The 13,731-nt window shown below is 76.3% G+C and carries 14 protein-coding genes; 6 read left to right on the top strand and 8 right to left on the bottom strand.

The window, feature by feature from the left end; translation table 11 throughout:
• Positions 1-31: 31 nt before the first annotated feature.
• The 3 genes from arc to ACFUMH_RS15365 all read right to left on the bottom strand — a co-directional run bounded on the left by arc (position 32) and on the right by ACFUMH_RS15365 (position 4,137).
• Positions 32-1,666, bottom strand: a complete 1,635-nt coding sequence (gene arc, locus ACFUMH_RS15375; protein WP_378207375.1) for a proteasome ATPase — start codon at positions 1,664-1,666, stop codon at positions 32-34.
• A gap of 166 nt (positions 1,667-1,832) precedes the next feature.
• Positions 1,833-2,924 (bottom strand): class I SAM-dependent methyltransferase, encoded by a 1,092-nt coding sequence (locus ACFUMH_RS15370; RefSeq protein ID WP_378207372.1) that lies wholly within the window; start codon positions 2,922-2,924, stop codon positions 1,833-1,835.
• Positions 2,925-3,009: 85 nt separating this feature from the next.
• The gene (locus ACFUMH_RS15365; RefSeq protein ID WP_378207369.1) at positions 3,010-4,137 is read right to left on the bottom strand and encodes a site-2 protease family protein; all 1,128 of its coding nucleotides are present in this window, start codon (positions 4,135-4,137) and stop codon (positions 3,010-3,012) included.
• A gap of 244 nt (positions 4,138-4,381) precedes the next feature.
• On the opposite strand from ACFUMH_RS15365, the gene ACFUMH_RS15360 reads away from it, so the two are divergent.
• From ACFUMH_RS15360 to ACFUMH_RS15350, 3 genes are all read left to right on the top strand, one after another.
• Positions 4,382-5,212 (top strand): RecB family exonuclease, encoded by an 831-nt coding sequence (locus tag ACFUMH_RS15360; protein ID WP_378207379.1) that lies wholly within the window; start codon positions 4,382-4,384, stop codon positions 5,210-5,212.
• Between the two features lie 177 nt (positions 5,213-5,389).
• On the top strand, positions 5,390-5,956 hold the full coding sequence (gene sigK, locus ACFUMH_RS15355; protein WP_378207366.1) for an ECF RNA polymerase sigma factor SigK: 567 nt from the start codon (positions 5,390-5,392) through the stop codon (positions 5,954-5,956).
• Positions 5,953-6,786: an anti-sigma factor domain-containing protein gene (locus ACFUMH_RS15350; protein ID WP_378207363.1), complete on the top strand. Its 834-nt coding sequence runs from the start codon at positions 5,953-5,955 to the stop codon at positions 6,784-6,786. The genes sigK and ACFUMH_RS15350 overlap by 4 nt, the downstream gene beginning before the upstream one ends.
• Before the next feature lie 49 nt (positions 6,787-6,835).
• On the opposite strand, the gene ACFUMH_RS15345 is transcribed toward ACFUMH_RS15350, so the two are convergent.
• Together ACFUMH_RS15345 and ACFUMH_RS15340 are read right to left on the bottom strand one after the other, a co-directional pair.
• Positions 6,836-7,519 carry an HAD family hydrolase gene (locus ACFUMH_RS15345; RefSeq protein ID WP_378207360.1) on the bottom strand — a complete coding sequence of 228 codons (684 nt, stop codon included), beginning with the start codon at positions 7,517-7,519 and terminating at the stop codon, positions 6,836-6,838.
• 241 nt (positions 7,520-7,760) lie between these two features.
• Entirely contained in the window at positions 7,761-8,642 is an 882-nt protein-coding gene (locus ACFUMH_RS15340; protein WP_378207357.1) for a hypothetical protein, read from the bottom strand.
• A gap of 179 nt (positions 8,643-8,821) precedes the next feature.
• On the opposite strand from ACFUMH_RS15340, the gene ACFUMH_RS15335 reads away from it, so the two are divergent.
• Positions 8,822-9,679 (top strand): PAC2 family protein, encoded by an 858-nt coding sequence (locus ACFUMH_RS15335; RefSeq protein ID WP_378207354.1) that lies wholly within the window; start codon positions 8,822-8,824, stop codon positions 9,677-9,679.
• Positions 9,680-9,716: 37 nt separating this feature from the next.
• On the opposite strand, the gene mshC is transcribed toward ACFUMH_RS15335, so the two are convergent.
• On the bottom strand, positions 9,717-10,964 hold the full coding sequence (mshC, locus tag ACFUMH_RS15330; RefSeq protein ID WP_378207350.1) for a cysteine--1-D-myo-inosityl 2-amino-2-deoxy-alpha-D-glucopyranoside ligase: 1,248 nt from the start codon (positions 10,962-10,964) through the stop codon (positions 9,717-9,719).
• A 53-nt stretch (positions 10,965-11,017) separates the two neighbouring features.
• Positions 11,018-11,920 (bottom strand): undecaprenyl-diphosphate phosphatase, encoded by a 903-nt coding sequence (locus ACFUMH_RS15325; protein ID WP_378207347.1) that lies wholly within the window; start codon positions 11,918-11,920, stop codon positions 11,018-11,020.
• Positions 11,921-12,054: 134 nt separating this feature from the next.
• Between ACFUMH_RS15325 and ACFUMH_RS15320 the strand changes: the two genes are divergently transcribed.
• Complete coding sequence (locus ACFUMH_RS15320; RefSeq protein ID WP_378207344.1) at positions 12,055-13,023, top strand: aldo/keto reductase; 969 nt, start codon at positions 12,055-12,057, stop codon at positions 13,021-13,023.
• 24 nt (positions 13,024-13,047) lie between these two features.
• Here the strand turns inward: ACFUMH_RS15320 and ACFUMH_RS15315 are convergent, their stop codons facing one another.
• Entirely contained in the window at positions 13,048-13,338 is a 291-nt protein-coding gene (locus tag ACFUMH_RS15315) for a primosomal protein (RefSeq protein WP_378207341.1), read from the bottom strand.
• 113 nt (positions 13,339-13,451) lie between these two features.
• Here ACFUMH_RS15315 and ACFUMH_RS15310 point away from each other — a divergent pair, with 113 nt between their 5' ends.
• Positions 13,452-13,700, top strand: coding sequence for a DUF5703 family protein (locus ACFUMH_RS15310; RefSeq protein ID WP_378207338.1), 249 nt, complete (start codon positions 13,452-13,454; stop codon positions 13,698-13,700).
• The last annotated feature ends 31 nt before the right edge of the window (positions 13,701-13,731 follow it).

Here is a 13,731-nt window from a genome sequence, read left to right as displayed (position 1 = left end):
GGTCCCGGGACGGTGCGCCGCGGTGCCGGCGTCAGAGGTACTGGCCGGTGCTCGTCACGTTCTCGATCGTGCGGGACGCGTCGACGCCCTTCTTCCCCTGGACGATCGTGCGGATGAACACGATGCGCTCCCCCTTCTTGCCGGAGATGCGCGCCCAGTCGTCGGGGTTCGTCGTGTTCGGCAGGTCCTCGTTCTCCTTGAACTCGTCGACGCACGCGGTGAGCAGGTGGTCGACGCGGATGCCGCGCTGCCCGGTCGAGAGGAGGTCCTTGATGGCCGTCTTCTTCGCGCGGTCCACGACGTTCTGGATCATCGCGCCGGAGTTGAAGTCCTTGAAGTACAGGACCTCCTTGTCGCCGCTCGCGTACGTCACCTCGAGGAACCGGTTCTCGTCGCTCTCGGAGTACATGCGCTCCACGACCCGCGAGATCATCGCCTCGACGGCCGCCGGCGCCGACCCGCCGTGCTCCGCGAGGTCGTCGGGGTGGATCGGCAGCTCGGCCGTCAGGTACTTGGCGAAGATCTCACGCGCGCCCTCGGCGTCGGGACGCTCGATCTTGATCTTCACGTCGAGCCGGCCCGGGCGCAGGATCGCCGGGTCGATCATGTCCTCGCGGTTGGACGCCCCGATGACGATCACGTTGTCGAGCCGCTCGACGCCGTCGATCTCCGACAGCAGCTGCGGGACGATCGTCGTCTCGACGTCGCTGGAGACGCCGGTGCCGCGCGTGCGGAACAGCGACTCCATCTCGTCGAAGAACACGACGACGGGGTGCCCCTGCGACGCCTTCTCGCGCGCCCGGGCGAAGATGAGCCGGATGTGCCGCTCGGTCTCGCCGACGTACTTGTTGAGCAGCTCGGGGCCCTTGACGTTGAGGAAGTAGCTGCGCGCGTCGGTGACGTCCTCGCCGCGCGCGGCGGCCGCCGTCGCGGCGAGCGAGTGCGCGACCGCCTTGGCGATGAGCGTCTTGCCGCACCCCGGCGGGCCGTACAGCAGCACGCCCTTGGGCGGCTTGAGCCCGTGCTCGCGGAACAGGTCGGGGTGCAGGAACGGCAGCTCGACCGCGTCGCGGATCGCCTCGATCTGCGGGCCGAGCCCGCCGATGTCCCCGTAGTCGATGTCGGGGACCTCCTCGAGCACGAGCTCCTCGACCTCCGCGCGCGGGATGACCTCGAAGACGAACCCGCTGCGGGAGTCGATCGTCAGGGCGTCGCCGACGCGCACGCCCGCGTCGCGCACCTGGCCGGCGAAGCGCACGACGCGCTCCTCGTCGCCGCGCCCCACCACGAGCGCGCGGTCCTGGCCGAGCATCTCCTTGACGGTGACCAGCTCGCCGACCTGCTCGTAGCCGCCGGCCTCGACGACCGTCAGGGCCTCGTTGAGCATGACCTCCTGGCCGGGGTGCAGCCGGTGCACGTCGAGCGTGGGGCTCGCGCCGACGTGCATCTTGCGGCCGGCGGAGACCACGTCGACCGTCCCGTCGGGGCGCGCGGCGAGGAACGTGGCGTACGTGCCGGGCGGCTTGGCGAGGTCGTCGACCTGCCGCTTGAGCTCGAGGATCTGCTCGCGCGCCGCGACGAGGGCCTCGCTGAGGCGCTCGTTCTTCGCGGCGAGCACCGCGAGCTCGCGGTGCAGGTCGTGTCCAGGGGCAGCCGGTTCCGTCATGGTGTCGGCCCTCCGTTCCGCGTCGCGCAGCGTCCTTCCGGTCCACCCTGCACGTCCCTGTGCCAGCTGGTTCGACGACCCTAACCGCCGGTGTCAACCACGGGGACCCGCACGGACGGGTGTGTCCCCGGCGTCCCGGAGGGTGGGACGCCGGTCCGGACGCGCGTCAGTCGTCGCGCGGCTCGTCGCCCGCCGCGTCGTCGAGCGCGCCGTCCGGCACGTCGCCCGGCGCGCCGGCGAGGTCCTCGGGCGCGACGTGCAGGTCCCGCCGCACGCGGCGCACCTTCTTGTCCGACACCGCGCGCTCGCCGAGTGCCTCGGGCGACCACAGCGTCGCGTCGGCGGCGGGCGCACCGTCCTCGGCGACCGGGTAGTTCCCCTTCGCGGGGCGGCGGCGGCGCTGCGGCGGCTCGACGCCGTCGGCCAGTCGCCGGGTCGTCAGCAGGAACCCGGTGTGGCCGATCATGCGGTGCTGCGGACGCACCGCCAGCCCCTCGAGGTGCCAGCCGCGGACCATCGACTCCCACGCCTCCGGCTCGGTGTACCGGCCGTCGGCACGGAGGTCCTCGGCGAGCCGGGACAGCTGCGTGGTCGTCGCGACGTAGCAGACGAGGACCCCGCCGGGGCTGAGCGCCGTCGCCACGGCGTCGAGGTTCTCCCACGGCGCGAGCATGTCGAGGACCACGCGGTCGACGGTGCCGGGCTCGACCAGGGCCGGGAGCTGCTCGGCGAGGTCGCCGACGGTCAGCGACCACGCCGGGTGCGGGCCGCCGAAGAACGTCTCGACGTTGCCGCGGGCGATCGCGGCGAAGTCCTCGCGGCGCTCGACCGACAGCAGCCGCCCGCCGTCGCCGACGGCGCGCAGCAGCGACAGGGTGAGGCCGCCGGACCCGACGCCGGCCTCGACGACGGTCGCGCCCGGGAAGACGTCGCCCATCGTGACGATCTGGCCGGCGTCCTTCGGGTAGACGACGGCCGCGCCGCGCGGCATCGACAGCACGTGGTCGGGGAGCAGCGGGCGCAGCGCGAGGTACTCGATCCCCGCCGTGTTGCGCACCACGGACCCCTCGGGCGCGCCGACCAGCTCCTCGTGCCGGAAGTACCCCTTGTGCGTGTGGAACGTGCCGTCCGGGTGCAGCGTGATGGTGTGCAGGCGGCCGCGGGGGTCGGTGAGCTGGACGCGCTCGCCGACGCGGAACGGTCCGCGCCGCTGGGCGGCCCCGGTCGGGGCGGGCACGGGCGCGTCGTCGTGGGTCACGGGGGGCGAGTCTAGGTGCCGGTGCGCGGCGGGGCGGCCACGGGCCCGACGCGGGACGGGCGGTGGGGACGAGGTCGCGGGCGGCTCAGCCGCGCAGCGCCGCCAGCACGTCGGCCGTCCGCACGAGCGCGACGACGCGCCCCTCGACGACGGCCGCCACCACGGGCCCGTGCGCCGTGGCCGTGCTCAGCGCCGCGAGCAGGGCCTCCCCGGTGAGCGTGCCGTCGACCTCGGCACCGACGGCGATCGGCGACGACACGGCACCGACGGTCGTGGCATCGGCCAGCGCGTCGGGCACGCGGGCGGCGGCGTCCGGGTCCACGTACGCCGCCGCGCGCCCGTCGGGCGCCACGACGACGACCTCCTCGACGCCCGCCGCGTGCGCGGCGGCCCGCGCCTGCGCGAGCGACGCCCGGGCGCCGACCGTGACGGCGGGCCGTCCCACGGCCCGCACCGAGAGCGCGTCGACGGCCCGCCCGGTCCGGGCACCGCGGACGGCCGCCGACGCGCCCGACCACAGGACGGCACCGAGCAGCGCCGACCACGCGACGGTCACGAGGCTGGGCCGGCTGCCCTCGAGGAGCGGCACGGCGAGCGCGACGACCAGGACCCCGACGGCGACCGCGCGCCCGACCCAGCCGGCGGCGACGGCGCCGCGGTGGCGGTCGCCCGTGACGGCCCAGACGGCGGCCTCGAGCACGCGCCCGCCGTCCAGCGGCAGGCCGGGCACCAGGTTGAACGCGCCGACGAACCCGTTGGCGACGGCGCCCGCCCACAGCAGCGCCGCGAGGACCGTGCCGTCGGCCGCGACGAGCCACGCGACGAGGAAGCCGCCCGCGAGGACCAGGTTGGCGGCGGGGCCGACGGCCGCGACGAGCGCCGCCGTCGCGGGCGTCGGCGCGGCGCCGCCGAACGTCGTGTGCCCGCCCATGAGGGTGAGCACGAAGGCGTGCGGCTGCTGCCCCCGCGCGCGGGCGACGAGGCCGTGGGCGAGCTCGTGCACGAGCACCGAGCCGAAGAGGAGCACGACGAACACGGCCGCCACGACGTACGTGAGCCCGCGCTCGAGGCCCGTGAAGCGCTGCACCGTCGGCGCGAAGACGGCCGTCAGGACGACCACGGCGACGAGCCAGCTGGGCGCCAGGACGACAGGCGCGCCCGCGACGTGCCCGAGGACCCAGCCGGACGGGCGCGCGGGACGCGGGGTGCTCACGGCGCCAGCGTACGGTCCGCCCGGTGCGCGGGGCCGACGCGCCGACGTGCCGGCCCCGTGCGTGCCGGCCGGACGTGTCGGTGGCGGCGCCTACCCTCGTCGCGTGGCCCTCGACACCGCACTCTCCCCCGCTCCTCCCCCCTCACCCGCCCCCGCAGCCGCCTCCTCCTGCGCCACCGCTCCTGTCGGGCAGGACACCGGCGACCCCGCTCCGGCGGCGACCGGGGTCGAGGGCCGGACGTCGGTGCCGGGCCTGTCGCCGTCGCGGGCCAACGACTTCCTGCAGTGCCCGCTGCTGTTCCGGTTCCGCGTCGTCGACCGGCTGCCCGAGCCCACGTCGCTCGCCGCGGCACGCGGCACGCTCGTGCACGCGGTGCTCGAGGCGCTGTTCGAGCTGCCCGCCGCGGAGCGCACGCCCGAGGTCGCCCACGCCCTCGTCCCGGTGCACTGGGACACGCTGGTCGCCTCCTCCGAGACGTACGCGTCGCTGCTGTCGAGCGACGAGGAGCGGGCCGATCTGGTGGCGTCGGCGGAGCGGCTGCTCAGCACGTACTTCACGCTCGAGGACCCGACACGGCTGGAGCCCCGGGCGCGCGAGCTGCGCGTCGAGGTCGACCTCGAGGACGGGCCGCGGCTGCGCGGCGTCATCGACCGCGTCGACGTCGCGCCCAACGGCTGGGTCCGGGTCGTCGACTACAAGACCGGGAAGTCGCCCCGCGCCGGCTACGAGAGCAGCGCGCTGTTCCAGATGCGGTTCTACGCGTACGTCGTGTGGCGCACGCGCGGCGTGCTGCCGAAGCGGCTGCAGCTCGCGTACCTCGGCGACGGCGTCGTCGTCGCGCACGAGCCGACCGAGCCCGAGATGCACACGCTCGAGACCCGCGTCCGCTCCATCTGGGCGGGCATCCAGGACACCGCGCGCTCGGGCGACTGGCGGACGCGGACGTCGCGGCTGTGCGACTGGTGCGCGTTCCGCGACCGCTGCCCGGCGTTCGGCGGGACGCCGCCCGAGGTGCCGCCGGGCGCGGTCGAGCGCGCGCTCGGCGTCGTGCCGGACGCCGCGCCCGCCGCCTGAGGCGCCTCACCCCACGCTCCGTAGCACGGTTCCCATCCGGCCGCCCGTCGGCTCCGAACACCCGTCGACAGGGTCCCGAACCGCGGGGCCCACGCGGCGAGGAGCAGGCATGCCACGCAGGTCGCATCCCGGGCGTCCCTCACCGGCGGCCACGAGGGGTGGTGCACACTGTCGGCGATGCCCAGCCCCGGACACCGGACGACGACTGCCGACGACGCGCTCGCTCGCGTCGCCGCCGGCGACGCCGACGCCTTTCCCGAGCTCTACGACGCCGTCGCGCCGGTCGTGCACGGCACGGCGCTCGCCGTGCTGCGCGACCCGCACCACGCGGCCGAGGTGACGCAGGAGGTCATGGTGGAGGTGTGGCGGACGGCCGGGCGGTTCGACGCCGTGCGAGGCTCGGCGCGCACGTGGGCGGCGACGCTGGCGCACCGGCGCGCGGTGGACCGCGTGCGGGCGGTGCAGGCGCAGCGCTCCCGCGACCAGAAGGTGCTCGACGGCGACGTCGCGCGCCCGTACGACGTGGTGGCGGAGACGGTGGAGGGAACCATGGAGGCCGAGCGCGTCCGCCGCTGCCTGGACGGACTGACGGCGACGCAGCGCGAGGCGGTCGAGCTGGCGTACTACGACGGGCGGACGTACCGCGAGGTCGCCGAGCACCTCGGCGCCGCCCTGCCCACGGTCAAGAGCCGCATCCGCGACGGTCTCGGCCGGCTCCGCGACTGCCTGGGGGTGACGGCGTGAGCGACCCGACGCCACCGCGCTCCGACGACGACCTCCGCACGCTGCTGGGCGCGTGGGCCGTGGACGCCCTCGACGACGACGAGCGCGCTGACGTCGACGACCTGCTCGCGCGGGACGCCGACGCAGCCCGCGAGGCCGCGGGGCTGCGGGCGACCGCGGCCCTGCTCGGTGCCGCCGCCGCCCGCGCGGTGCCGCCCGAGGTGCGCGCGGCGACGCTCGCGGCCGTGGCGCGCACGCCCCAGGACGCCCCCACCGCGGCCGGGACGCGCGCCACCGAGCACGTCGCCCCGCACGCGGCCGGCACGACGGCGTCGGGCACCGGCACGACGCGTCCCGCGGGACGGCCCGGCACCCGTGGTCCCCGCGGGCGCGCGCCGGTGCGCCGCCGGCGCGCGTGGACGGCGCTCGTCGCCTGCCTCGCCGTGCTCGCGGTCGGCGCGCCCTCGGTCGTGGCCTGGCAGCAGGCGCAGCGCGCCCGCGTCGCCGAGGCCAGGGCCGAGCGGCTGGGCGACCTGCTGGCCGCACCCGACGCGCGCATCCTCACCGGCGACCTGGCGACCGGCGGGCGCGCGGTCGCGGTCGTCACGGCCGACGAGGCGCTGCTGACCGCGCAGGACGTCGCCGCGCCGGGGGACGGCCGGGTCTACCAGCTGTGGGTCCTGCAGGACGGCGCGCCCGTGCCCGCCGGGGTCGCGGACGTCACGGCCGGCGGATTCACGATCGCCACGGCCGCCTACCGCACGGGCGACGCCCTCGCCGTCACGGTCGAGCCCGCGGGCGGGTCGTCAGCGCCCACGACTGAGCCGGTGGTCGTGCTCCGACCGGCCTGACCGCCTCCGGCTCCGCCGGGCGGGGCCGCCCGCCGCCGGCCCGGCGGACTCAGCCCGCGGTGCGCAGGTCCAGCGTCTCGCCGGCGACGACGCGCGCGAGCACGTCGAGGTCGACGTCGGCGAGCGAGGCCGTGCGGGTGACGCCGGCGGGCGGGGCGATCGGCGCCGCCGTCTGCACGGCGACGACGCGCGCACCGGACGCCACGGCGGACGCGATGCCGGAGCGCGAGTCCTCGACCGCGACACAGGCGGCAGGCTCGACGCCGAGCAGCCGCGCCGCGGTGAGGTACGGCTCCGGGTCCGGCTTGGGCCGACGGACACGGTCCCCGGCCACGACGACGTCGAAGAGACCGACGGCGGCGGCGAACGGCTCGGCCAGGACCGAGAACGACGACGTGACGAGCGCCTGCGGCACCCCGGCGGCGTGCAGGGCCTCGACGAGCTCGCGCGCGCCCGGCTGCCACGGGATGCCCGCCGACACCGCCGCGCCGACGGCGCTGTTGAGGGCGTGCGCGATCTCGGCGACCTCCAGCGCGACGCCGCGCTCCTGGAGCGCCGCGGCGCACACGGCCATCGAGCTGCCGACCATCGCGAGCGCGTCGTGGTGCGTCCACGTGCCGCCGTGCGCCTCGACGAGCTCGACCTCGGCCGCCATCCAGTGCGGCTCCGTGTCGATGAGCGTCCCGTCCATGTCCCACAGCACGGCGGCGGGCAGCGCAGGGCGCTGCGTCACGGGCCCCTCGTGCGTCGGGTCGGCGTCCCGGTCCGTGGTCCGGTCCGGTGCCGGGACGGCGGGGATCTCGTCGGTGCTGGTCAGCGGTGCCTCCGGGCTCGCGCGGGCGTCCGCCGACCTGCGGCGGGGACGCGGGGGTGACGTCCAGGCTAACCGCGCGGGCCTGCAGGCCCGCACCGGCGCCGCCCGGACGCCACCCTCGCTCCCCGCCGCCCCGTCGTGGGACGGGCTCAGCGCGCGGTCAGGCGCACTGGGCCTTGCGCACCCCGCCGGCAGTGACGGCGCCGAGCTCGACGCCGCGCGGACCCGTGTTGCCCCAGCACCCGAGGTCGCCCCCGACGGCCAGCGCGCCGAGCAGGACGGAGTGACGGTTGTCCATGAACCAGGCGGAGCCGGCGACCGTCACGTCGAGCGCGCCGCCCGTCGCCTCGTCGCAGAGGTCGGGCGCCGACGACCCGACGCGGACCACCGCGGTCCGGCTGTTCTTGATCTTGAGGTTGCCGCCCACGTCGGTGCGGCACACGGTCGCACCCTCGGCGAGGTCGGACGTGAGGTGCTCGGCGACCGCGGAGGCGGTGACCGTCTGCATGCCGCGGCGCAGCGTGACGCGACCCGCGACGTACGACCCGTCGACCGACGCGGACGTCCAGGACCGCACGTCGACGTCCGCACCGACCGTGCTCTCCGACGCGGACCACACCTCGACCTCGCCGGCGATCCCGCCGCCGACGGACACGCCCTGCAGCTCGAGCGCGCCGCGGCCCTCGAGCGTCACGTCGCCGGCGACCGTGCCGCCGAGCACGTCCACCGTCGCCGACCGGGCCGTGACCCCGCCGTAGACGGTGGTGTCGACGAGCACGACCTCGGCACCCTCCCCGGCGACGACCGAGCCGTCGACCGTCCCACCCGTCAGGTACAGCCGACCGCCCGGCGCGACCGTCACGTCGCCCGGCAGCGCGTCGTCGCTCACCTCGCACGACGCGCCCGACGGCACCGACAGCGCGACGGCCGACCCGTCCGCACCCGCACCGCACGCGGCGGCACCTCCCCCGTCGGCGACGGCGGGCGCACCGAGCGCCACCCCCGCCACCAGTCCCGAGACCATCCCGGCTGCCGTCAGCACGGCACGCACACCTCGACGCATCGCTCCCCCTGCACTCGTCGACCCCCGGCCCCTCGTCGGACCGGCGTGGCCTGGTGGGGCGAGCATGGCAGCCGTCACGCACGTGCGACAGCCCACACGCGGGCCCGGGCGACGCGCGCCGACGCACCCGTCGGGGCGCCGCGCCCTAGGCTGGGCGGGTGACCGAACCGACCGGGGCCGACCTGCCGGCGCGCGAGACCGTCCTGCTGGCGGCCTTCGAGGGGTGGAACGACGCCGGTGGCGCCGCGACGGCGGCCCTCGAGCACCTCCACGACGCGTGGGACGCGGAGCAGGTCGACGAGCTCGACCCGGAGGAGTACCACGACTTCCAGGTGAACCGTCCCGTCGTGGGCCCCGGCCCCGACGGGACGCGCGAGATCACGTGGCCGACCACCGCCGTGGCCGTGACGACCACGCCCCGCACGGGCCGCCGCGTCGTGCTGGTGCACGGCATCGAGCCGTCGATGCGCTGGCGCCGCTACTGCGCGGAGCTGCTCGACATCGCGGCGGGTCTCGGGGTGCGCACGATCGTCACGGTCGGCGCGCTGCTGGCCGACGTGCCGCACACCCGCCCGATCCCCGTCAACGCGACGAGCGAGGACGCCGACGTGCGCGAGCTGCTGGGCCTCGAGCCGAACACGTACGAGGGGCCCACGGGCATCGTCGGCGTGCTGCAGCACGAGGCGGCGGCGCGCGGTCTGCAGGCGTTGTCGCTGTGGGCGGCCGTCCCGCACTACGTCGCGGCGCCGCCGTCCCCGAAGGCGACGCTCGCGATCCTGCACCGCATCGAGTCGCTGCTCGGCGAGCCCGTGGCGCTCGGCGACCTGCCGGACGACGCCGTGGCGTGGCAGCACGGGGTCGACGAGCTCGCCGGCGACGACAGCGAGATCGGCGAGTACGTGCGCCAGCTCGAGGAGGCCAAGGACACCGCCGAGCTGCCGGAGGCGAGCGGCGAGGCCATCGCGCAGGAGTTCGAGCGCTACCTGCGGCGTCGCGACAAGGGCACCGGCGGCTGACCCCGGCGCGTCGGTCGCCGCGGGCCGGGGCGCGTCGTCAGAGCCGCACGCCGAGCAGCGCGTCGACGGTGCGCGCGACGACACCCGGTGCACCGTGCTCGACCGGCACGCCGCCCTCGAGCGCGGTGCGCGCCCACGCGTCCACGGCCGCGAGCGCCGTCGGCGTGTCGAGGTCGTCGGCGACGGCCGCCCGGACCGCGGCGAGCACGGGGGCCGACTCCGGGCCCCCGTTGCCGGACAGCGCGCGGCGCCACGTCGCGAGCCGCTGCTGCGCGGCGGCCAGCTCGCCGGACGTCCACTCCCAGTCGTCGCGGTAGCGGTGCGCCAGGACGGCGAGGCGCACGGCCGCGGGGTCCACGCCCTCCGCGACGAGGCGCGAGACGAGGACGAGGTTGCCGAGCGACTTGCTCATCTTCTGCCCGTCGTACGCGACCATCCCGGCGTGCAGGTGCACGCGCGCGGCGGAGCCGGCGTCGAGCACGCGCAGGTGCGAGTCGCTGCACTCGTGGTGCGGGAAGACGAGGTCGGACCCGCCGCCCTGCACGTCGAACGGCACGCCGAGGCCGTCGGCGGCGATGACGGCGCACTCGATGTGCCAGCCGGGGCGGCCGCGGCCGAGCGCCGCGTCGTCCCACGCGGGCTCGCCGGCGCGCTCGGCCCGCCACAGCAGCGGGTCGAGCGGGGACCGCTTGCCGGGCCGGTCGGGGTCCCCGCCGCGCTCGGCGCTCAGCGCGCGCATCGTCGCGTCGTCGAGCCCGGCGACCGTGCCGAACGCGGGGTCGGCGGCCAGGTCCGCGTAGACGTCGTCGCCGGCGGCGTCGGGCGTGGGGACGCGGTAGGCGGCGCCGGCGTCGAGCATGCGTCGCACGGCCGCGGCGATCTGCGGCACGGTCTCGACGACCCCCCGGTACACGTCGGGCGGGAGGACGCCGAGCGCGGTCATGTCGGAGCGGAACAGCGCGATCTGGTCCGCGGCGAGCTCGCGCCAGTCCACGCCCGTCGCGGTCGCGCGCTCCAGCAGCGGGTCGTCCACGTCCGTGACGTTCGACGCGTAGGTCACGTCCTTGCCGGCGTCGCGCCACGCGCGCACGAGGACGTCGAACGCGATGTAGGTGGCGGCGTGCCCCAGGTGGGTCGCGTCGTAGGGCGTGATGCCGCAGACGTACAGCGTCGCGCGCGGGCCCGGTGCGGCCTCGACGAGCTGCCCGCTCGACGTGTCGCGGACGAGGACCGGACCGCCCTCCCCGGGGAGCTGCGGGACGTGGGGGGCGGGCCAGGTGAGCACGCCGGAAGCCTAACCGCCCCTCCGGCGGCAGCCGGCGGGGCGGGCGTGCGCGGTCAGGCGTTCGCGGGCGCGCTGACCGGCTCGAGCACGCCGGTGAGCAGGAGCAGCACGACGACGAGCGCGAGGCCGATCCGGTAGTACACGAACGGCGTGTAGCTGAAGGTCGAGACGATCTTGAGGAACGCGATGATGACGACGTAGCCGACGACGAACGCGACCACCGTCGCGACGAACGTCACACCGAGCCCGGGGGTCCCGGCCTGCCCGAAGTCGCCGACGCTCTTGGCCAGCTGGTACAGACCGGACCCGAACACCGCGGGGATGGCCAGCAGGAACGAGTACCGCGCCGCGGCCTCGCGCGTGTAGCCCATGAGCAGGCCGCCGGTGATCGTGCCGCCGGAGCGCGACACGCCGGGCACGAGCGCGAGGGCCTGCCAGAACCCGAACGCGAGCGCGTGCCGGGGGGTCAGGTCCTCCAGCGTGCGCTGCTGCGCCGCGCGCCGGTCGGCCCAGCCGAGGAGCAGCGCGAACACGACGAGCGTGAGCGCGACGAGCCAGAGGTTGCGGAACGGGCGCTCGATCGCGTCCTGGAACGCCAGCCCGAGGACGACGATCGGGACGCTGCCCAGCGCGATGAACCACGCCATGAGGGCGTCGTGGTCGGCCGGACGCCCCGCGGGCATGCCCAGCCGCGCGCGCAGGTCGGTGCCGTGAGCGCCGCGCACCGCCGCCCACCACGCGAGGACGATGCGCCTGATGTCGCGCCGGAAGTAGAGCAGCACGGCCGCCTCGGTGCCGAGCTGCGTGATCGCGGTGAAGGCGGCTCCCGGGTCTCCCGACCCGAGCAGCTCCCCCACGATCCGCAGGTGCGCGCTGGACGACACGGGCAGGAACTCCGTGAGGCCCTGCACCACGCCGAGAAGGATGCCGTCGCCCGTTCCGATGCCCGTCGCCACGAGGGGCAACCCTAGCGGCGCCGCGCCGCCGGCCCGCGCGCGTGCGACCTGCACGGACCCGCCACCGGGCCGTCACGGGCCACGCACGACCGGGCGACGCGGCCGCGCGCACGCCGCGGCTAGGGTGGCGCCCCATGGAGCACCGCCGGCTGGGACGCACCGGGCTGCGCGTGTCCCGGCTCGGGCTCGGGACCATGACGTGGAGCCGCGACACCGACGACCACGAGGCGGCCGAGCAGCTGCGCGACTTCGTCGACGCGGGCGGGACGCTCGTCGACACGTCCGCGTCGTACGCCGACGGCGGGGCGGAGGAGCTGCTCGGTGCGCTGCTCGGCGACGTCGTCGACCGCGACGACGTCGTCCTGTGCACCAAGGCCGGCGTGCGCCGCACCGTCGCGGGCGCGACCGTCGACGCGTCGCGCGGCGCGCTCCTCGACTCGCTCGACGGCTCCCTGCGCCGGCTGCGGACCGACCGCGTCGACCTGTGGCTCGCCACGCCCGACCCCCGCACGCCGCTCGAGGAGACGGCGTCGGCCCTGCGGCACGCCGTCACCTCCGGGCGGGCGCGGTACGTCGGGCTGTCGAACCACGCCGGCTGGCAGGTCGCGCGCGTCGCGACCCTGCTGGAGCCCGACCCCGGCTTCGCGGCCGTGCAGGCCGAGTACTCGCTGCTGCAGCGCGGCGTGGAGCGCGAGGTCCTGCCGGCGTGCGCGGCGCTCGGCGCGGGGCTGCTCGCGTGGTCGCCGCTCGGTCGCGGCGTGCTCACGGGCAAGTACCGGCGCACGATCCCGTCGGACTCGCGGGCGGCGTCGGCGCACCTCGCGGGGTTCGTGCAGCCCTACCTCACCGCGGACGCCTCGGGCGTCGTGGACGCGGTCGTGACGGCCGCGTCCGGGTTGGAGCGGGCACCGCTCGAGGTGGCGCTCGCGTGGCTGACGGGGCGCCCGGGCGTCGCCGGCGCGATCGTGGGGGCCCGCACCGCCGGGCAGCTGCGGGCGGCGCTCGCCGCCGAGGACCTCGAGCTCCCGGACGAGATCGTGTCCGCGCTGGACGAGATCACCGCACCCGCCGTCGGCTACCCGGAGCGGCTCGGGTCCCGCTGACGTGGCCCGGCCGGGCGTCGCCGCTCAGGCGTCGGCGTCCGCCAGCTCGTCGTCGTCGAGGTCGACGTCCGCGTCGTCGTCGAGGTCGTCCTCGTCGAGGTCGTCGTCCTCGTCCTCCTCCGCGAGGTAGAACGGGGTCGCCTCGCCGTGCACCGTGCCCAGCGCGTCGTCGTAGACCTCGAACGCGTCGGCGAGCACGTCGTACGCGTCGTCCACCGCCGGGTCGTCGTCGCCGTGCTTGGAGACGACGGCGGTGTAGTGCGCCTCCAGGGCGGCCACCAGACGGTCGAGAGCGGCGCGCGGGTCCACGGTCATGCGACGACCGTAGCGCCGCGCGAGGCACAATGGCAGCGGATCACGGCCGCGCACGCCGCCGGCCGGGTCACGGGGACAGGACGAGGACCGGGCACACGGACGGGGTGAGGCGTATGGCGGACCGGCGCGCACCGGCAGGGCGCAACGACTGGGTGACCCAGGGCGGTCAGTGGGAGTACCGGGTGCTCACCATCCCGCGCACCACCTCGACCGGCGACGCCCGCCGCCTGCTCACCGACGAGGCCGAGTACGGCCGCTGGGAGCTCGCCCGCACGCGCCTGTACGCGGGCGGCGAGCGGCGTGTGTGGCTGCGCCGCAAGATCATCCGCGTTCGGTCGACGCTGGTCTCCTCCGCGGGCTGATGCGCCGTCGCCCGCCGCAGGACCTCTGCGG

Origin of the sequence: Cellulomonas sp. NPDC057328, from assembly GCF_042667215.1 — a bacterium.
Taxonomy (GTDB): domain Bacteria; phylum Actinomycetota; class Actinomycetes; order Actinomycetales; family Cellulomonadaceae; genus Cellulomonas.
This window is presented reverse-complemented; position numbering and strand designations above follow the sequence as displayed.

Excerpts from the sequence above, each read along its gene's own strand:
- arc (WP_378207375.1), bottom strand. The coding sequence starts at position 1,666 with ATGACGGAACCGGCTGCCCCTGGACACGACCTGCACCGCGAGCTCGCG.
- sigK (WP_378207366.1), top strand. The coding sequence starts at position 5,390 with ATGCCCAGCCCCGGACACCGGACGACGACTGCCGACGACGCGCTCGCT.
- ACFUMH_RS15320 (WP_378207344.1), top strand. The coding sequence starts at position 12,055 with ATGGAGCACCGCCGGCTGGGACGCACCGGGCTGCGCGTGTCCCGGCTC.
- ACFUMH_RS15315 (WP_378207341.1), bottom strand. The coding sequence starts at position 13,338 with ATGACCGTGGACCCGCGCGCCGCTCTCGACCGTCTGGTGGCCGCCCTG.
- ACFUMH_RS15310 (WP_378207338.1), top strand. The coding sequence starts at position 13,452 with ATGGCGGACCGGCGCGCACCGGCAGGGCGCAACGACTGGGTGACCCAG.